The sequence below is a fragment of the Flavobacterium movens genome, from assembly GCF_039581425.1.
Classification (GTDB): Bacteria; Bacteroidota; Bacteroidia; order Flavobacteriales; family Flavobacteriaceae; genus Flavobacterium; species Flavobacterium luteolum.
This window is the reverse complement of the sequence record NZ_JBCPXY010000010.1, coordinates 201,582-221,040: the sequence shown is the minus strand read 5'-3', so window position 1 is coordinate 221,040 and position 19,459 is coordinate 201,582. Positions and strand designations below refer to the sequence as shown.

Genomic DNA, 19,459 nt, shown 5'->3' with positions numbered 1-19,459 from the left:
TTGGAAAAGAAGCCTGCCCCGGCAGAAGACAATAGCCGCTCATAGGCGGTATGCCGCGTTAGCGATGGAAGCGGCATCCTTTTGCGGGACACCTAAAAGCCTCTTTCGCCATTATCCTTCCCCCGCAAAAGATACAGCGGACAGCGCGGCCCGCAGGGAAACGCCATAAGCATCTGAATTGTAAAGTCCATAAGTGTTAAATTATAGTCAATTGTTGGCGGTTATAGTCGGCTATTGGAAAGCAGTTTTATTGAATGCTACCTGAAAAGCACTATGATTTGTATGACGAACGAAACTTATTTTTTAGTTTCTAATTATTGTATCATGATATGTTTGGCCTTAATGAATAGTAGAGAGTTCATTTATAAATCTTGAAGTAAACGGTAAGGAAGTATGGAGTAAAAGAAAAGGGCAAAAATGTTATTGATTAACATTTTTGCCCTTTTTTATTGGGTGCTTTTAGATTTGTTTTACTATTAAAAGTTCAGAGTCATTCGCTTTGATTTTTTTTGATAGTAAATAAAAATCAAAAAAATTAAATTTTGCTTTCGTCCGCAACAGCATCTTGCCATTTATCCCAAACTTTTACTCCTGCATCATATCCGTCATAACCAAAATTTTGACTTAATTGACCTTTGATATTAGGTTCTATTGCAAGTTTGTAGGGAATTGGCCAATAATTATTTCGCTTATCCATAGAATAAAATTTTACTCCTGGTTTAATAGCAATACCTGCTGGATATTTATTGTAAAGAGTATAATGAACAATACGCTGCCACCAGTAGCTTCCACCAGTTGCATCTTTTCCTGATTGTTTATCCCAAGTGTCTTTATTGTAAGTATTTCCCCATTCATCTGCTTTTCCACTTAGAGCCAGACAGTGCGAAATACGTTTTAACTCTACATTTCTCCATTCTTCCATATAAAGTTCTCTTCCTCTTTCAGCGCAAATATCACCAATAGTTACTGTTGTGTACATTTGAGAAGCTTTAGCTCTTGTTCTCACTACATTTACATCTTGAGCAGCTCCAGAAACATTGCCTTGATAAAAACGTGCTTCGGCGCGCAATAAATACGTTTCGGCTAAGCGATAAATATACATATGAGCACTTGCACCTGCAGTAGCTCCCTGGAAATCATTTGCTGCTGGATTTGCTTCGGCTACAACATCGTGATAGAAGATTTTGTAATGAGGGAAATCATACCAATCACGAATTGAATCTTGTGCTAATAATTTACCTGTAGCATCCTTCATTCTGAAGTTTTGCCCAGCCCATGTTGCACTTCCGCCAGCCCCAGGAGCATATTTAAGGTCTTCCATATTTACCCAGTTACCAACTGTACTATTATGTCTAAGATCTACTTTGTCTTCAACACCATTAACAACCCACATTGGATGCTGTGAATAATACGAGCCACTGATGGTACCAATACCGCGTCCGATTGCTCTTTGGTAATCATATTTTACATTATAGTTTGTTTTATCATTCGATGGAAAACGAGGCGCTGCTGTTTTACCATCTGGAGTAATTAAGTTGGCATCATTCCAGTTTGGCCCAAAAATTCTCATTGAAGAAAATGCTAAAAATGATTGTGCTCCTCCATTTGGAGCTATTAAAATAGCTTCAGTGTTTGCAGCAATTACTTTATTCTCCGGTCTGTGCAAGTCCCAGATTACATTTCTTGTAATAGGCCATGCAGTAGGATTTCCTCCTGGATCAAAAATTCCTAAATTGCCTTGTACCAAAGTATAACCAGATTGATTAATCAAAATATTAGCTTGTGCTTCAGCATCAGCAAATCTTCCAGATGCCAAATAGCATTTAATTAATAACTGACGGCAAGCACCTTTGCTAATCATTCCAACATATCCAATTTTTGCCTGTTCTGGAACCCATTCCACAGCTTTTTCCATATCTGCCGTAATCATTTCGATAATAGCTTCTTTTTTAGTAGAATAATAGCTCTGTTTTGGAACTTCTAAAATTTTAGTAATCAAAGGAATGTCTCCAAATTGGTATACTAAGTTAAGATAACGGTATGCTCTATGAAAATAAGCTTGCCCGATATATTTACGTTTAACATCTTCTGTTAAAGTTGTCACTTTGTCAATATAGGTTAATACAGTATTTGCATTTTTAATACCCGTATAAGCTTCAGTCCAAAGGAACCCAAGATAAATATGTTCTCCACCTGCATCTCTTCTATAATCTCCTGTAGGAACAATAGTATTAGCATAATCAGCAATATTACTTCCTGTATCTGTTTTTCCATATTGTGCCATGTCAGAGAAAAGATACTCTGTACCAATTGGCACACTAACACCAGAATAGCCAAAGTGAATATAGTTATTGCGCAATTGTTTATCGCACAATGCTAAAGTTGCCTGTAAGCCCGCTTCTGTAGAAAATGTAGTTTCTGGTTCGTAGAATGAAAGCGGATCTGCTTCGAGAAAATCTTTTGAACAAGAACTAGAAAGCGCTGCCAATAATACAAAAGGCACTAGTCTTGAAATGCTATTTTTTATATATTTTTTCATTGTTGAATAATTTTAAAGTTGGAAATTAAAACCTAAATTAAACTGTCTCGTAGCTAATCCTCCTGTTTCTGGATCTCCATAATATTTCCATTCTTTAGATGCAGCCCAAGTTGCTACGTTTTGAACTGAAGCATAGATTTTTATACTTTTAATATGCACTTTGTCCATAAGATCTCTTGGAAGAGTATAGGCTAAAGAAATATTGTCTAGACGAATAAAACTACGGTCGTATAGTCTTCCTGGCGCAGCAGGAGTTCCAGCAGGTCCTTTAGCATCAAGACGTGCCCACTCATTTGTTGGGTTATCAAGTGTCCAATATGGATTTAAATATGGATTGAAGTTGAATTTATACAAACTTGAATCATTGAAAGTGTTCATGTAATTTGAATCAAGTGATTTGCCACCCATATTAGAATACATGCTGATACCCAAATCCCAATTTTTATAAATTTTAAAATCATTACGTAGCATCCATTGTACCGGAGGGTTTGAATTTCCTAAAAATTGTTTGTCTTTTTCATTATAAACTGCTTTTTTATAAGGCTGTCCATCTGCATCAACCGCATCTACATCATCTCCTGTATAGCTGTTTGCCACTTTTGGATCTCCAGGACGCTGTCCGTACTTTTGAGCTTCTTTCCATTCATCTTTCTGCCAGATTCCGGTTACTCTGTAATCCCAAATTAAAGTGATTGGCTTACCTATAAACCATCCATTAGCAGAATCATCTCCTTCTTTTTTCCCGATGACATTACCGTTAGCATCTTTAGTATCTACCATGTTACCATACAATGACACAATTTTATTCTCGTTATAAGAAATTCCAAATGTAGTACGCCACTCAAAGTTTGGCTTTTTCATGTTAAGAGTGTTAAGGCTCAACTCAACACCGCGGTTTTGTACCTCTCCAAGATTAGTAGCAATCGATGAAAAACCGGTAAATCCTGGTAAAGATTGGTTCATAATCATATCACGAGTAGATGACCTGTACACGTCTAAAGTAGCAGTAATACGATCCTGTAAGAAGCCTATGTCAAGACCAATATTTGTTGCGGCTGTTTTTTCCCATTCAAGATGTGGATTCGCCATACGATCAAGAGATAAATACTTAATTTCTAGCGCTTTTCCTGAAGCATCTAGATATCCCATTGTTCCCGTATTTACCAAGTTTGCCAATGATATGTATGGATTCTCAAGCGCTCTGTTTCCATTCTTTCCCCAAGATATACGCAATTTACCAGTACTCATTGCATCCCAGTTAAACCATTTTTCATTTTTAAAACTCCATGAAACTCCAAAAGATGGGAAAACTGCATAAGGTTTTGCAGCACCAAATGCCGAATATCCGTCACGACGTATGGTGGCTGTAAGCATATAACGGTTATCAAAAGAATAGAAAAGTCTAGCCATTAATGCATCTGCTGTTTCATGTGTGTCATTTGATCTAATAGCACTATTGGCCATTGTTGCCGTATTCACGTAGTGAAATCCTAAAGCATCTGAAGGCTGAATATTATATGCATCTGTCTCATCTGACCAATAACGTCGTTCTTCAGCTTCCTGAACAAAAGTGGCGATAAAGTGATGTTTTTCAGCAATTGTATAATCCCATGTTATGGTATTATTCAGGTTATAATCAAATCTTGTCGCATTGTTTCTGTTTACCCCATTGGTAGCTGCAGGAAAGTTTGGATTTTGTGTTGATTTGAAATAACGGTCATGAAAAAATTGATAACGAGGAGCAATATTAAATGAATATGTAATACCTAATGGTAAAGTTACCTTTGCATTAAAAATGGTATTTAAGGTTACATATCCTGTCTCTTTATCAATAAATTGGCGCTCGTAGTAATAGTTATAATTTTGTCCAGAAACATTTTTCCCCATTGGCTGTCTCTCGTATTTGCCATTTGCATCTATAAAGGTTCCAAATGGACTGGTTCTCATCATATTATTGAATCCAGAACGAGTGTCTAGGGAAGGCGTAACATCTCCATCTGATCGATCTTGGAAATTTACGTTTAATCCAAGGTCAAGCCAATCTGTAACTTTGGCATCCACTTTCATGTTAGAACGAGCAGATTTATAGTCATTTCCAACAATTGCTCCTTCTGAAGTTAAATAGCCAAAAGACATATAATAATTTACTCTATCGCTTGCTCCAGAAATGCTCAAATTGTTATCATGATTAATTCCTGTTCTAAAAGAACTATCCCTCCAATCGTGTGTTTTGTCTGCTAAAAAATTTGCCATCAATGAAGGATCAAAATTTAACCCTAAGCGATTTCCCCATACCTCTTTGCTGCTTTTTCCATTTGTTTGAGAAGCCGGCTGATACGCTAACCATTGTGCTTCTGTAATGCCCCATTTGGCTAAATCATTTGGATTTGAAAAATACCCAGGTCTGCCATTTGCAACTGTTCCAGCTATAAAAGCTTCGTATTGTCCTGTAGCAGGATTAACGCCGTAGGTTTGAGCAGTTTCCCAATCTTCGCGGTATTTTAAGTAACCTTCTGGAGAATATACGGTACGATAAGCGCTTTTGTTGCTAATGGTTGTGTTCGTAGTAAAATTAACCATCGGTTTTCCTGTTTTACCTTTTTTGGTTGAAATAAGAATAACCCCTGCTGCCGCTCTCGATCCGTAAACAGATGATGCCGACGCATCTTTTAGAATGTCTAGCTGTGCAATATCGTCAGGATTAATTTCTGATAATTCACCATAAAACTGCATTCCGTCAAGAATAATTAATGGAGCGTTGTGAGGACCACTTTTATCATCCTTATTCGTACTGGCTGTATATATAGAAGTCTGTCCGCGAATTTGTATTTTTCCGCCTCCTTTTGCCGAAGGATCATAAGCTACTCGCACACCTGGAGTTCCTCTTAAGATATCCTGAACGGTCTTTGGATTTTGGTTGACTAATCTATCAGGAGAAACCTGAGTAATTGCTCCAGTTAAATCCTTTTTCTTCATTTTACCGTATCCTACAACCACAACTTCTTCTAGTGAAGCTGTTGCTCTTTGCATTTTTATATTTACGGTAGTTTTTCCTTTTACGGAAACTTCAATATTCTTATAACCCATGAAAGAGAATACTAATACGGCATTTTCATTTTCTACTTTTAAAGAAAATTTCCCGTCAAAATCTGTTAAGACAGCATTTTTACTTCCTTTTTCTAAAATAGTCACACCTGGTAGCGGCATACCAGTTTCATCATTGACCTGTCCGGTAATGTTTTTTTGTTGTTGTACATTTTGCGTTTTCGCCACGCCTTTGGAACTAAGAGCATATCCGTGGATTTGGGATAAAGAAAACAAGACACAGAATAGTATCAATTTTGTTTTCGAACTAAATCCAGATACACCGTTAGGCCCCATTTTAATCCTGTTAAAATTTGTCATTTCGGTTGGTAATTTGGTTAATTGAATAGTTAGTTTTGGAAATTACCTATAACATGGTTTTATATGGAGGTCTTCAGTAATTTCGTGTGCAAAATTGACTAATAATGATTTTTGGAAGGAGAAATAAAATACATTTTTAGGTGTAATAATGTCCTGAAAATATATTTTAGTGACTTTTTAAGAAGTAAAAAATATTTTATGTAAAAAAAGTATGAAAAAAATAAGAATAAATTGTTTTGATAAAAATAGCTTCTAATAATATTTTGTGATTTACAGTAAATTAATCACATAAAGATTAAAACAAGAAGTTTTAAATACTTAAAAGACATTTGTGTCAATTTGAAGAAATGACAATAATATTTTTTTATTATTACTTTGTAATTAAATAACACTATATAATTTAACAGTAATGGAAGATAAAAGAAACATAAAATTGTTTTTAAGACAAGCAGAATTGAATGATGCTAAATTGATTGACGAATTATCTAGTCAATTAGGTTATAAATCTGCAATTGAGAAAACAGAGCATCGTCTTAGCCAAATTTTAAAGAATGATGATAATTGTGTTTTAGTAATTCTCGATAATGAAAATATTATTGGTTGGATTCATGGTTTTTACTCTCTTAGTGTTGAGTCTGATCCTTTTGTAGAAATTGGAGGACTTATAGTAGATGAAAAATATCGTAGAAACGGAATTGGCGAAATTTTGGTTAAAAAACTAATAGAATGGGCTCAATTGAAAAGAAGCCATAAAATACGAGTAAGATGCAATGCTCTTCGCAGAGAAGCCCATTTATTTTATGATAAAATTGGTTTTGTAGAAACGAAAGAGCAAAAAATATTTGATATGGAATTAGATTGATTGTAATAATTTTTCATATCTAAGTTTTGTAACGCAAGATTAAACGTCAATTTCTGCTAATTTGTAAACCCAATAAAAGAGTGTTAAATTTCTGTTATTTGTAAATTTGGAACAGAAAAGTCAAGATTTGTGCTACTCAATTGTGTTTCAACTCCACTAATTTTGCGTGTATAAGGAACAATTCTCTAATAATTGAAATCTTCTCGATGAAGTTAGCTTACATTTTATTCTTACAAATTTGCCTTTTAACTATTTCTAATAGTTATAGCAATTCTATTGTAAAGAAAGCATACAATGATACAGCAACTGAATCAGTAAAAACAGTAACTCCAAATAAGATTATTGTAAATAAAGCGCTTTCAGATTCTGATGAGCTAAAATTTGTTGTACTGGAGAATACTTCTGAAACGGAAAAATGCAGCAGTTCTTTGCCTGCTTCTCCGTTTAATTTAAATTTCAAGAATTTAAAGGATGACTGTTTTGTTTATATAGAAAATATAAAATTGAACAGTCAGGGATTATGGGAACGAAACATAATTCCTTTTAGAAACATGTCACGAAATATCCTATTTCACAGCCTGAAAATCCACATTTAACTTTTTCTTACTAGCTGCTTAATTAAAATTTAGCGCGTTGTATTCATGGTAAAGCATAGATTTTATCATGAGAGGAAAAACGTGCCCATATTTTAACACATGAATGAAGAGACACTTAATCCCACAAGTAGTCATTACATTTTTCAGCAAATAAGACAGGCGCAGATCCTCCTAAAAAAAGATACCACTAGATTTGTCCAAGTAGAATCCTATTTGGAGTGGCAGTTATTGCCATGACTTTAATCCATTTTTATCCATCTAAAGAAATCATTATTGATCTAAAAAAAGAGATCAGTTATGCGGATCTCTATATTCATAACCCAAAATATTTTATTATGCATTTAACACCAAGAGAAGTTGAGAAGCTAATGCTACATGCAGCTGGCGAATTAGCACAAAAAAGAAAAGCCCGTGGCTTAAAATTAAATTATCCTGAAACTATTGCTCTTATCAGCAGTGAATTGATGGAACGTGCACGAGATGGAAAGACCGTAGCCGAATTAATGCAATATGGCGCGACACTGCTTCGTAAAGAAGATGTGATGGAAGGAGTCGCGGAAATGATTCATGATATACAGATTGAAGCTACATTTCCAGATGGAACCAAATTAGTAACAGTGCACAATCCTGTGCGATAACCCTAAAAAAACAGCAATGATTCCAGGAGAGATTATACTAAAAGACAGTCCTATTATTTGTAATGATAGCCGTGAAACGTTAACAATAAAAGTTACAAATACTGGAGACAGACCAATCCAAGTAGGTTCACATTTTCATTTTTTTGAAGTGAACAGAATGATGTCTTTTGACAGAGAAAAAGCATTCGGAATGCGATTAAATATTATTGCCAGTACAGCAGTAAGATTTGAGCCAGGAGAAGAGAAAGAAGTTGAATTAACTCAATTTGGCGGAAACCAGCGACTTTTTGGACACAACAACTTAGTAGACGGAGACTTATCTCCACATAACAAAGCTGTTGCATTAGAACGTTTAAAAGAAGCCGAATTTAAAAATGTGAAATCATGAGTTTAGAAGTAACTAGAAAAAATTATACAAGTATTTTTGGTCCAACTGTAGGTGATCAAATACGTTTAGGAGATACAAATCTTATTATCGAAATTGAAAAAGATTTCTCTTCTTATGGAGACGAAGCAAAATTTGGAGGAGGAAAAACAGTTAGAGATGGAATGTGTCAATCTTCGACTGCTTTACGTGATGAAGGTGTTCTCGATTTTGTAATTACTGGTGCTACAGTTATTGACCACTGGGGAATTGTAAAAGGGGATATTGGTATTAAAGATGGAAAAATTGTTGGCGTTGGTAGAGCTGGAAATCCAGATACTATGGACAATATTACTCCTGGTATGATTATCGGAGCTTCAACAGAAGTTCATGGCGGACATGGGTATATTGTTACAGCCGGCGGGATTGATACACACATTCACTTTATCAGCCCTACTCAAATCGAAACTGCTTTGTATAGTGGTATTACAACCATGATAGGCGGTGGAACTGGCCCTGCTGACGGAACAAATGCAACAACTGTAACACCTGGAAAACACAACATTAAAAGAATGTTGCAAGCTGCAGAAGCATTTCCTGTAAATGTTGGTTTCTTCGGAAAAGGAAATGTTGCTACAGAGGCTCCAATTGAAGAACAAATTGAAGCTGGAGCATTAGGAGTAAAAATCCACGAAGATTGGGGAGCAACTCCTGCTGTGATCGACGCTTCTCTAAAAGCAGCAGACAAATATGATGTGCAAGTAGCAATTCACACCGATACGCTTAACGAAGCTGGGTTTCTTGAAGATACCATGAATGCTATCGCAGGACGTGTTATTCATACATTCCATACCGAGGGAGCAGGTGGAGGACACGCACCAGATATTATTAAGGCCGCAATGTATCCAAATGTATTGCCAGCATCTACAAATCCAACAAGACCTTACACAACAAATACAATTGATGAACATTTAGATATGTTAATGGTTTGTCATCACTTAAGCCCAAAAATACCAGAAGATGTGGCTTTTGCCGATTCACGTATTCGACCAGAAACTATTGCGGCAGAAGATGTACTTCAAGATATGGGAGTATTCAGTATCATGAGTTCAGATTCGCAGGCTATGGGACGTGTAGGTGAAGTAATTACACGTACTTGGCAAACGGCAGATAAGATGAAAATACAAAAAGGCTATTTGGCTGAAGATGCAGCAAACAAAAACGACAACTATCGTGCAAAAAGATATGTGTCTAAATACACAATCAACCCTGCGATTGCGCACGGAATTTCTAATTATGTTGGATCTATAGAAGCAGGTAAAATTGCTGACTTGGTAATTTGGAAACCTTCATTATTTGGAGTTAAGCCAGAAATTATCGTAAAAGGAGGTTTTATTGCCGCAAGCAAAATGGGGGATGCTAATGCTTCTATTCCAACACCACAACCTATTATTATGCGTAATATGTTTGGAGCTTATGGTAAAGCATTAACTAAAACGGTGTTCACCTTTGTTTCTCAAGCTGGTATCGATAATAATATTGCCGAAGAATATGGTTTGGAAAAGAAGTTACTAGCAGTTTCAAATTGCCGAAACATTGGCAAGGCTGATATGATTCACAATAATGCAACTCCAGAGATTATGGTAAATGCTGAAAACTATACCGTAACAATCAATGGAGAAAAAATCACTTGCGAACCAGTGGATAAACTTCCGTTAGCACAACTATACTATTTGTTTTAATCAATAAAAATTCTACTTCTTACTGTGACAATTTATTTTGTCGCAGTAAGATTAGAAACAAAAATCAAAAGAATTTTATGAAAAATTGGAAAATAAATTTGGGTTTAATTCTTCTCTTAGTATGTGCCAGTCTTACAACGGTTCATGCACAGAAGGGATCTTTAATGCTTTATGGTTCTTTAACTTATAATGACAATAATAATACAGGAAGTAGTTTTGGTGCAAACCCAATTGGAGTAGGATATTTTTTTAATGATCACGTTGTTGCAGGGATGAATTTTGCTTTTGATCAAGAGAAAAACGCAGCAGGAAATCTTACCGACTCTAAACATGAAATTGGTCCTTTTTATAGTGATTCTTGGAATATTGGAGATCACTTTGCCATCATTGCTCAGGCTGACGCACATTATGTATGGGGAAATACACTTATGAATACTCCAGGTTCTTATAGCTATAATGGTTATCTAGGAAGAATCTATCCAATTGTTGCCGTATTTCTTGGTCATGGCTGGGCGCTAAAAGCCAAATTCTGTGAATTATCATATGAAAACACGACAGGAAATGACGCAAATAAAACCAGTAATCGAACATTTGTTGCAGGAATAAATGGCTCAACATTAGGGCTTGGCGTTTCAAAGAATATCTCTTTTAAAAGAATGAAATAATGATTATACAACAGATAATAGGTAATTCAAAAACACATTCAACAGAAGGTCTTGAGATTGATCTGCTGGAAATTGAATGGTTTGAAACTACTAAGAGAATTCAGCGCAAGCGAACAAATTCAGGGGTTGAAATTGCGATTAAGTTTATTCAGGAAGGACAGCGATTGAATCAAGATGATATTCTTTATCAAGATGATAAAAAAGCAATTGTTGTAAACATTAAACCTTGCGAAGCGATTGTAATGACACCTTCGTCTTTATTAGAAATGGGGACAATTTGCTATGAAATTGGAAATAAACATCTTCCATTATTTATTCAGAATGATCAGATTATGATGCCTTTTGAAATGCCAATGTTTAGATGGTTGGAAGCGAGTGGTTATGCACCAGAAAAACAAGAGATAAAACTTTTGCATTTGTTAAAATCAAATGTAGCACCTCATGGTCACGGAAATTCGTCTCTTTTTACAAAAATCCTAAACATGGCTTCTTCAAATGACTAATATAGAAAACACCTATTTAGGAAGTCTTCTGCATTTAGCAGATCCTACTTTGCCAATTGGAGGATATACACACTCTAATGGTTTGGAGACTTATGTTCAAGATGAAGCGGTAAATTCTGTGGCTTCGGCAAAAGAGTTTGTATCAAACATGTTAATGTATAACATTAAATACAATGATGCATCTTTCTTGAAATTAGCTTATGTAGCGGCTGCAAATAATGATTTGGAAACGATCATAAAACTAGATCAAGAATGCAGCGCTTTAAAGAGTCCGCGTGAAATACGTGAGGCAAGTCAGAAGTTGGGAATTCGATTAATTAAGATTTTCAGAAGACAGAAAGCTTTTGACCTTATTGATGGTTATGAACGTGCAATAGCAAATAAAGAAGCGACTGCCCACTATTGTATCGCTTTTGGATTGTATGCTCAGTTATTGGAAATTCCGCTTGACGAAGCTTTATTCGCATTCTATTACAATGCCGCTATCGGAATGATTACCAATTCGGTAAAGCTTGTACCTCTGGGACAATTAGATGGACAAGATGTTTTATTCGAATTACAACCGCTGATTAAAAAATTAGCAAAAGAAACACTAACAATCGACAGAGAACTTGTTGGTCTTTGCAGCATTGCGTTTGATATTCGCTGCATGCAGCACGAAAGACTTTATTCAAGATTGTACATGTCGTAACAAAGAGAAAAGAATAAAGAGAAAAGACTTAAAAAAATAAAGAAATAAAGAAAATGGAAACTAGAAAATATGTAAAAGTAGGAGTGGCAGGACCTGTAGGATCAGGAAAAACTGCATTGTTAGAACGTTTAAGCCGAAAAATGCTAAACGATTATAATTTAGGCGTAATCACCAATGACATCTATACTAAAGAAGATGCCGAATTTATGGTAAAAAATAGTCTTTTACCAAAAGAAAAAATCATTGGAGTAGAAACGGGAGGTTGTCCTCACACAGCAATTCGTGAAGATGCAAGTATGAATTTAGAAGCGGTAGATGAATTGGTTTCTCGCTTTCCGGACATCGAATTAATTCTAATTGAAAGCGGTGGAGATAACCTTTCTGCAACTTTTTCACCAGACTTGGCCGATGTTACGATTTTCGTAATTGACGTGGCAGAAGGAGAAAAAATTCCTCGTAAAGGCGGACCTGGTATTACAAGATCTGATTTGCTTTTGATTAATAAAATTGACTTAGCGCCTTACGTTGGAGCAAGTTTAGAAGTGATGGAGAACGATGCACGTAGAATGAGAAAAGGCGCGCCATTTGTATTCTCAAACCTTAGATCTACTGAAGGAATTGATGAAGTTATTGGATGGATCAAGAAATATGCATTGTTAGAAGATATTGAAGAACCAAATTTAGTTCGTTAATCAAATGGTAAGTACCCTAAAAATAGAAGTAGAAGAAAGGGATGGGGAATCATTTTTAAGAGATGCATACGTGACACAGCCCTTCAGGATTATGCCTGTTGGACAGTATAAATCTGATGGAGCTTCGTATTTGATGATTATGAGTTCATCGCCTGGAATTTTAAGCGGTGACGTTTACGATATACAGGTGAATGTAAAAGAAAATGCTCGTTTGCAGTTGCAGTCACAATCTTATCAGCGATTGTTTAATATGGATGGGAGTGCTTCACAGATCATGAATGTCAAAATGGAAAAAGGAACTTCTTTCTCGTATGTTCCTCATCCTGTCGTGCCTCATGAAGATTCAACATTTAAAAGTCATAATAAAATTCAACTTGAAGATGATTGTGACTTGACAATAAGCGAAATTATTACCTGTGGACGTAAGCATCACGGAGAAACTTTTAAGTATGCTCATTTTCAAAACCTTTTAGAAGTTTTTCATCACGATAGACTGGTTTTAAAAGACAATGTTCTATTAAGACCAGATATTATGCCTTTATCGGCTATGGGTTTATTGGAAGGCTTTACACATCAAGGAACTTTTGTTTATCTAAACACAAGGAATGAAGATGTGAAGGAGAATATCGAATTCTTTTTTAAAGAATTGGAAGGATTGGAAAATGTAGCATTTGGAATCAGTGAATTAGAATCAAATGGTTTTGCCATTAGAATTCTAGGACATGGAGGAGAGCAAATGTTTGATTTCTTTAGAAAAGTGCAGGATGTGCTTTGGGAAGAAAAAGCAGTAATACAAATTTAAGCAGATTATGGATTCAAATTTAATAGCATTATCAATTACAGCGATCAGTATCAGCTTTTTTCATACGGCTTCGGGACCTGATCATTATTTGCCATTTATTGTTTTATCCAGATCTCGAAAGTGGAGTATGTCTAAGACCATTATGCTTACAATAGTTTGCGGTTTCGGACATATTCTGAGCTCGGTAGTTTTAGGATTTATTGGAGTTTTCTTAGGATGGCAAATCAATAAAATTACATTTTTCCAAGATTTTAGAGGCAATATTGCAAGCTGGGCGTTGCTGTTATTTGGTGCAATTTATCTTGTCTATGGACTTTGGGCTGCTTACAAAAACAAAGCGCACAAACACTTTGACGTAATGGGAGAAGATGTATTTGTGTTTTCGCATAAACATGGAGAAGTAGTTATGCCCACGAATCGAGTAAAAGTAACGCCTTTGGTTTTGTTTGCCATTTTTGTGATGGGCCCAAGCGAACCGCTAATTCCTTTGCTGTTCTATTCAGGATTGAATCGTTCTGTTGGCGAAATTTCCACAATTATTAGTGTTTTCACATTAAGCACAGTTTTAACTATGCTTGGTATGGTGCTTTTAGGAGTATATGGGTATTCTTTTTTCAAAACAGAAAAGCTCGAACGTTATACGCCAGCAATTAGCGGAGCGGTAGTTTTAGCATGTGGCGTCGGGATGGTCTTTTTAGGCTGGTAATTCAATTAATTTTTATTTCTAGAAGTATACACAAATGAAAAAAATAAAATCAATAGTAGAAACAGTGCTTAAGGGCATTGGACAAATCATGCTTCAAGAAAGTGCTTGGACAGGATTATTATTTTTAATTGCGATATCTTATGATTCGATCCTGATGGGAGTTGCAGCTTTGCTGAGTTCTATAATCGGTACCGCGACAGCAAGAATCTGCAATTTTAGTGATGAAAATATAAAGGCAGGTTTATACGGATTTAATGCAACGCTAGTAGGAGTAGGATTAGTTTTCTTCTTTGAAACAAGTCCGTTAATATGGTTTTTACTTGTTTTAGGATCTGTACTAAGCACATTGCTAATGGAATTTTCTATTCGTAAAAAGATTCCCTTTTTCACCTTTCCTTTTATTGTTATCACGGTAATTGCTGTTTTGAGTATTCAGCACTTTGGATTAGCAGTTGCAAGAATACCTGCAGCTAATGTAGAGATGAAGGAACTTGAAGATTTTGCTGTAGCTGCGCATGCTTATAGTGAAGTAATTTTTCAGGGAACTATCGCTGCAGGTTTACTGTTTTTTATTGGGGTTTTTCTCAATAATCCAACAGCAGCTTTATACGGATTCCTAGCGGCAGTAATTGCAGCAGCAATTGCGCATTTTGATCAAGATTCTGTAAAATTAATAGAAGATGGAATGTTTAGTTTCAATGCTGTTTTATGCGGAATTGCATGCAGCGGAACAAAACCAAGAGATGGATTATATGTATTGCTATCAGTAATCATAGCAACGTACTTTGATATTTTTATGATGCATAACGGATGGATTACACTTACGTTTCCATTTGTATTATCGATGTGGGTAATTGTTTTCCTAAAAAAAATAGTAGGCCGTTTTGAAAATAAAATGGCAATTGTAGAAGAAAATTAATAATAATGAGAAACAAACTTTTTACAGCAATTGTAATAGTATTGTTAGCGGTGCAGAATGGATTTGCTCAAGAAGCAAATAAGCCAGATGCAAAAAAAATAGAAGTAAACAAATCAGAAGCAGATACAATGCATCTGAGCAAAATAGTAATTAGTAATATCGACTTCAGGAAGCATATAATGAAAGTCGATTTAAAAATGTCACCCGTAAATTCTGCACAGGATCTATTGCGAAAAGTTCCCGGACTTTTTATTGCCCAGCATGCTGGCGGAGGTAAAGCAGAACAAATATTTTTGAGAGGTTTTGATAATGATCATGGAACCGACATCAGCGTTATGGCTGACGGAATGCCAGTAAACATAGTTTCGCATGCGCATGGACAAGGATATGCCGATCTGCATTTTCTGATTCCAGAAACAATCAAAGATATCGATTTTGGTAAAGGATCTTATTATGCCGATAAAGGAGATTTTAATACCTCGGGATATGTCAATTTTAGCACTTTTGACAGATTGGATAATAATCTTTTTAAGATTGAAGGTGGTTCGTTTAATACGATGCGAGCGGTGACAATGCTTAATCTTTTAGATAAAAATAATAAAGATAAGAGTTTCTATGTGGCGGGTGAATTCAATTATACCGATGGACCGTTTGATGTCAAACAGGATTTTACACGCGTAAATTTTTTAGCGAAGTACAGCCAATGGATTGATGAAAAACAATATATCTCTATTTTAGGATCTACCTTTTCTTCAAACTGGAATGCTTCGGGACAAATTCCGGAAAGAGCAGTAGAAGAAGGAATTATAAGCCGATGGGGATCTATAGATCCAACTGAGGGGGGAAGGACTTCGAGAACTAATTTGGCATTAAATTATAGATACTTAGCTAGTGAAAATGAAGAGTTTTCGAGCAATTTATTCTATTCTAAATATGATTTCAATCTGTTTTCAAACTTTACATTTTTTCTAAATGATCCTGTTTACGGAGACGAGATTCAGCAAACTGACAATCGTTCTATTTATGGTCTTGAAAATAAGTATATCCGAAGATTTGCATTTGAAAATAGCAACATGACTTGGACATCGGGAGCAGGATTCCGTTTTGATGATATCAAGGACTTACAATTAAATCATGTCTATCAGCGCGATTTATTGTTAGATAGATTATCTGATGGATCTGCTACAGAAGTCAATGTTCACGGTTATACCTCTCTTGATTATAGAGTTGGGAAATGGCTTATTAATCCATCAGCGAGGCTAGACTATTTAACCTTTAGTCTTCACGATCGTCTGGCTAGTTTACCTGCAGCAAAAGAGGCTTCGGCGGCGAGAGTAAGTCCAAAATTGAATATTTCGTATACACAGAACCAAAATGTGCAATGGTATATTAAGTCTGGTTTTGGGTTTCATTCTAATGACGTAAGAGTTGTAGTAGCACAAGATGGAAAAGACATTCTTCCTTATTCTTTTGGAAGTGATTTAGGTGTTATTCTGCGCCCAACAGCCAATATGATTATTCAGCCGGCTATCTGGCACATGTATTTGCAGCAAGAATTTGTATATGTTGGAGACGAGGCTGTGGTAGAACCATCAGGAAAAACACGCCGTTTGGGTTTTGATTTGAGTTTGAGATACCAACCCATTTCTTGGCTTTATTTAGACGGAGACCTAAATTATGCTCATGCCCGTTTTATTGATGAACCAAAAGGAGAAGATTATATTCCATTAGTTCCAACTTTTACGAGCACTGGTGGTGTGGCGGTAAAACTTCCTTCGGGTTTCTCAGCAAATCTTAGATACCGCTATATGGATTCAAGACCTGCTATCGAGGATAATTCAGTAAGAACACGTGGCTATTTCGTTAATGATCTTGTCTTGGCTTATGGAAAAAGAAAGTGGGAAGTAAACATGCAGTTTCAAAACATCTTTAATACCAAATGGAATGAAGCGCAATTTGAAACAGAAACCAGACTTAGAGACGAGACTAGTTCAGTATCAGAATTATGTTTTACTCCTGGTACCCCTTTCGCTGTAAAAGCAGGAATTAGCTACAAATTTTAAACTTTAGAAAATATGAAAAACGTGTCTGCAAAAAGCAAATTGCTATTGGCAGTGGTCATTTTTGTGGTCACATTTAGTAAATCATACGCACAATTAAGTCCACCAGGTTTAGGAGAAGGAAAAAACGCAGCTTGGTTTGCCTTTGGAGTTAGACAGTCTTTAGATTCACTTAAACAGAAAGAATCGACAACTTATGTTGGCTATGGATTAAAGAGCAGTCCAGATGAAAACAATCCGTTTTCTAAAATGGCTATTCTGGTAATCAATGAAGAAATTTCAAATCGCTATAAAAAGAATTGGGAATACTCTTATGCGTTAAGCTACAGACGATCTAACAATTACGACTCTGAGGCACCTTATGCGGAATTGAATCCTGCAATTGAGCAGGAATTTAGATTATACGGACGCTATTCTTATATCACAGAAGGGAACGGATTGAAATGGAAAAATACGATAAGACAAGAGTTTAGGAAATTTTTTAATCCAGATTTCAGTAATGCCGAAGAGAATTTTCAGTTGCGTACTCGCCTCAAAACACAGCTAAGCCTAGATTTAGGTAGCAGTAAAACGCATCATATTATAGGCGGAGCAGAGGCGCTTTTTGCCATAAGCAAAGAAAATGAACCCGAGAAGGAATGGTCAAAATTTGATTATAAAGAAAGCAGGTTCACACTTTACTACTCACTTACACCACATGAAATTCCATTTATTTTCGATGTAGGCTATATGTATAACCTCATTGGTAAAGGATCTGATATTTCAGACGTGAATTATTTGGCCTTAGATATAATTTGGAAAAATCCTTTTGGGGCATGATAAACTAATAGAAAGATTTAGTGCTTAACACATTTTGTAAAATTATTTTAAACACATAGAAACATAGTTTTTGTAAACTCAAAAAAAAGGCGTTTCACTAATTTCAATACACATAGAGCTATGTGTTAAAATTAAATCTTACTCAATATCACTCAACTCATTAGTCCACAAAAAAAAAGTAATAATTAAAACAGAAAAACAAATAAATTATGAGCGAAATTAAAAAGAACTCGAGAAATACTGAAAATGCGCCAAAAAGCCCATTTTCAACGCAAACCGTAGCGTTTTCTCATTACAACAATTTTTCGGCGCAATTGCCTATTGATCCTAAAACGGGAGAAATTGTTAGTGGCGATATTAAAGAGCAGGCAAAACAATGTTTGACAAATATTCAAGCAATTGTAGAAAGCATTGGTCATGTTATGGATGATACAGTAAAACTAACTGTTTTCTTAAAGAGTATTTCTGATTTAGAAGCAGTAGATGAAGTGTACAAAAGATTCTTCAAAAACAATCTTCCAACTCGCACAACTGTTGCTGTAGAAGCTCTTCCACTAGAAGGAGCTTTAATTCAAATCGATGCACTTATTTCAAACGGCGAGGGAACAACTCCGCAAAAAGCTTTAGATCTTATTAAAGTGACCAGAAATACAGAAAACGCACCAAAGAGCATACATGCACATAATGTTGCATTTTCTCACTACAGTAATATTTCTGCACAATTGCCTATCGATCCGCAATCTGGTAAAATTGTTGCAGGTGGCGTAAAAGAACAGACTGAACAGTGTTTAGAAAATATTAAAGCTATTTTAGAAAGCATTGGACACGTTATGAATGATGTGGTTAAAACTACCGTTTTTCTTAAAGACATTTCTGAGGCTGAAGCTGTAAACGAAGTTTTAGCAAAATTCTTCCCAAACTATGTTCCAGCTAGAACAATTGTTAGTGCTTCTGCTTTGCCAATGGATGCTTTGGTGCAGATTGATACTGCAGTCTCACATGGTGACGGAACTCCTCCGCAACTTCCAGAAGATGCACGTTTTTTAGTTATTGAAGCAAATAACACAGAAAACGCACCAAAAGTTCCGTATTCGCATACAGTTGCTTATTCACATTACAATCATATTTCAGGTCAATTGCCTTTGGTTTCAGAAAACAATCAAATAGTTGGAAGCGGAATTAAAGAGCAAGCGGCACAATGCTTAAATAATATCAAAGCAATTGTAGAAAGCATCGACCATAAAATGGATGACATTGTTAAAATAAACATTCAATTAAAAAATATTGAAGACCTTGATGCTGTCAACGAAATTTATACTTCATTTTTCAGCGGAGATTTGCCTGCAAGAACGGTAATTGGAGTTTCGGCAATTCCTGTGGATGCTTTGATCCAAGTTGACGCTGTTGTTTCTAACAGCGAAGGTACGCCAGCTTAATTTATCAGCTAAAATTTATA

The 19,459-nt window shown here is 35.7% G+C and carries 17 protein-coding genes; 15 read left to right on the top strand and 2 right to left on the bottom strand.

Annotation, left to right across the window (positions count from 1 at the left end; translation table 11 throughout):
• Positions 1-535 precede the first annotated feature (535 nt).
• Positions 536-2,539, bottom strand: a complete 2,004-nt coding sequence (locus AAYQ05_RS17860) for a RagB/SusD family nutrient uptake outer membrane protein (RefSeq protein ID WP_343544743.1) — start codon at positions 2,537-2,539, stop codon at positions 536-538.
• Between the two features lie 12 nt (positions 2,540-2,551).
• Complete coding sequence (locus AAYQ05_RS17855) at positions 2,552-5,944, bottom strand: SusC/RagA family TonB-linked outer membrane protein (protein WP_343544741.1); 3,393 nt, start codon at positions 5,942-5,944, stop codon at positions 2,552-2,554.
• Positions 5,945-6,353: 409 nt separating this feature from the next.
• On the opposite strand from AAYQ05_RS17855, the gene AAYQ05_RS17850 reads away from it, so the two are divergent.
• From AAYQ05_RS17850 to AAYQ05_RS17780, 15 genes are all read left to right on the top strand, one after another.
• The gene (locus AAYQ05_RS17850; RefSeq protein ID WP_343544740.1) at positions 6,354-6,806 is read left to right on the top strand and encodes a GNAT family N-acetyltransferase; all 453 of its coding nucleotides are present in this window, start codon (positions 6,354-6,356) and stop codon (positions 6,804-6,806) included.
• Between the two features lie 206 nt (positions 6,807-7,012).
• The gene (locus AAYQ05_RS17845; RefSeq protein ID WP_343544739.1) at positions 7,013-7,402 is read left to right on the top strand and encodes a hypothetical protein; all 390 of its coding nucleotides are present in this window, start codon (positions 7,013-7,015) and stop codon (positions 7,400-7,402) included.
• A 335-nt stretch (positions 7,403-7,737) separates the two neighbouring features.
• Positions 7,738-8,040 (top strand): urease subunit gamma, encoded by a 303-nt coding sequence (gene ureA, locus AAYQ05_RS17840; protein ID WP_111376010.1) that lies wholly within the window; start codon positions 7,738-7,740, stop codon positions 8,038-8,040.
• A gap of 16 nt (positions 8,041-8,056) precedes the next feature.
• Positions 8,057-8,428: an urease subunit beta gene (gene ureB / locus AAYQ05_RS17835; protein WP_343544738.1), complete on the top strand. Its 372-nt coding sequence runs from the start codon at positions 8,057-8,059 to the stop codon at positions 8,426-8,428.
• The gene (gene ureC / locus AAYQ05_RS17830) at positions 8,425-10,146 is read left to right on the top strand and encodes an urease subunit alpha (RefSeq protein ID WP_343544737.1); all 1,722 of its coding nucleotides are present in this window, start codon (positions 8,425-8,427) and stop codon (positions 10,144-10,146) included. The genes ureB and ureC overlap by 4 nt, the downstream gene beginning before the upstream one ends.
• A 77-nt stretch (positions 10,147-10,223) precedes the next feature.
• Positions 10,224-10,811 (top strand): hypothetical protein, encoded by a 588-nt coding sequence (locus AAYQ05_RS17825; protein WP_343544736.1) that lies wholly within the window; start codon positions 10,224-10,226, stop codon positions 10,809-10,811.
• Complete coding sequence (ureE, locus tag AAYQ05_RS17820; RefSeq protein ID WP_343544735.1) at positions 10,811-11,314, top strand: urease accessory protein UreE; 504 nt, start codon at positions 10,811-10,813, stop codon at positions 11,312-11,314. The genes AAYQ05_RS17825 and ureE overlap by 1 nt, the downstream gene beginning before the upstream one ends.
• A gap of 1 nt (position 11,315) precedes the next feature.
• Entirely contained in the window at positions 11,316-12,005 is a 690-nt protein-coding gene (locus AAYQ05_RS17815) for an urease accessory protein UreF (RefSeq protein WP_343544745.1), read from the top strand.
• A gap of 53 nt (positions 12,006-12,058) precedes the next feature.
• Positions 12,059-12,697, top strand: a complete 639-nt coding sequence (ureG, locus tag AAYQ05_RS17810; RefSeq protein ID WP_144213159.1) for an urease accessory protein UreG — start codon at positions 12,059-12,061, stop codon at positions 12,695-12,697.
• A 4-nt stretch (positions 12,698-12,701) separates the two neighbouring features.
• Positions 12,702-13,499, top strand: coding sequence for an urease accessory protein UreD (locus tag AAYQ05_RS17805; protein ID WP_343544734.1), 798 nt, complete (start codon positions 12,702-12,704; stop codon positions 13,497-13,499).
• A gap of 7 nt (positions 13,500-13,506) precedes the next feature.
• Complete coding sequence (locus AAYQ05_RS17800; protein WP_343544733.1) at positions 13,507-14,205, top strand: hypothetical protein; 699 nt, start codon at positions 13,507-13,509, stop codon at positions 14,203-14,205.
• 34 nt (positions 14,206-14,239) lie between these two features.
• On the top strand, positions 14,240-15,124 hold the full coding sequence (locus AAYQ05_RS17795; RefSeq protein ID WP_343544732.1) for an urea transporter: 885 nt from the start codon (positions 14,240-14,242) through the stop codon (positions 15,122-15,124).
• Positions 15,125-15,129: 5 nt separating this feature from the next.
• Positions 15,130-17,187 carry a TonB-dependent receptor gene (locus AAYQ05_RS17790; RefSeq protein WP_343544731.1) on the top strand — a complete coding sequence of 686 codons (2,058 nt, stop codon included), beginning with the start codon at positions 15,130-15,132 and terminating at the stop codon, positions 17,185-17,187.
• A gap of 12 nt (positions 17,188-17,199) precedes the next feature.
• Complete coding sequence (locus tag AAYQ05_RS17785; protein WP_343544730.1) at positions 17,200-18,003, top strand: DUF2490 domain-containing protein; 804 nt, start codon at positions 17,200-17,202, stop codon at positions 18,001-18,003.
• Between the two features lie 209 nt (positions 18,004-18,212).
• Positions 18,213-19,439 (top strand): RidA family protein, encoded by a 1,227-nt coding sequence (locus tag AAYQ05_RS17780; RefSeq protein ID WP_343544729.1) that lies wholly within the window; start codon positions 18,213-18,215, stop codon positions 19,437-19,439.
• Positions 19,440-19,459: the final 20 nt, after the last annotated feature.

Coding starts and splice junctions, on each gene's coding strand:
- AAYQ05_RS17850 (WP_343544740.1), top strand. CDS start 6,354: ATGGAAGATAAAAGAAACATAAAATTGTTTTTAAGACAAGCAGAATTG.
- ureB (WP_343544738.1), top strand. CDS start 8,057: ATGATTCCAGGAGAGATTATACTAAAAGACAGTCCTATTATTTGTAAT.
- ureG (WP_144213159.1), top strand. CDS start 12,059: ATGGAAACTAGAAAATATGTAAAAGTAGGAGTGGCAGGACCTGTAGGA.
- ureE (WP_343544735.1), top strand. CDS start 10,811: ATGATTATACAACAGATAATAGGTAATTCAAAAACACATTCAACAGAA.
- ureC (WP_343544737.1), top strand. CDS start 8,425: ATGAGTTTAGAAGTAACTAGAAAAAATTATACAAGTATTTTTGGTCCA.
- AAYQ05_RS17805 (WP_343544734.1), top strand. CDS start 12,702: ATGGTAAGTACCCTAAAAATAGAAGTAGAAGAAAGGGATGGGGAATCA.
- AAYQ05_RS17780 (WP_343544729.1), top strand. CDS start 18,213: ATGAGCGAAATTAAAAAGAACTCGAGAAATACTGAAAATGCGCCAAAA.
- AAYQ05_RS17860 (WP_343544743.1), bottom strand. CDS start 2,539: ATGAAAAAATATATAAAAAATAGCATTTCAAGACTAGTGCCTTTTGTA.
- AAYQ05_RS17825 (WP_343544736.1), top strand. CDS start 10,224: ATGAAAAATTGGAAAATAAATTTGGGTTTAATTCTTCTCTTAGTATGT.
- AAYQ05_RS17855 (WP_343544741.1), bottom strand. CDS start 5,944: ATGACAAATTTTAACAGGATTAAAATGGGGCCTAACGGTGTATCTGGA.
- AAYQ05_RS17795 (WP_343544732.1), top strand. CDS start 14,240: ATGAAAAAAATAAAATCAATAGTAGAAACAGTGCTTAAGGGCATTGGA.
- AAYQ05_RS17800 (WP_343544733.1), top strand. CDS start 13,507: ATGGATTCAAATTTAATAGCATTATCAATTACAGCGATCAGTATCAGC.
- AAYQ05_RS17785 (WP_343544730.1), top strand. CDS start 17,200: ATGAAAAACGTGTCTGCAAAAAGCAAATTGCTATTGGCAGTGGTCATT.
- ureA (WP_111376010.1), top strand. CDS start 7,738: ATGCATTTAACACCAAGAGAAGTTGAGAAGCTAATGCTACATGCAGCT.
- AAYQ05_RS17845 (WP_343544739.1), top strand. CDS start 7,013: ATGAAGTTAGCTTACATTTTATTCTTACAAATTTGCCTTTTAACTATT.
- AAYQ05_RS17790 (WP_343544731.1), top strand. CDS start 15,130: ATGAGAAACAAACTTTTTACAGCAATTGTAATAGTATTGTTAGCGGTG.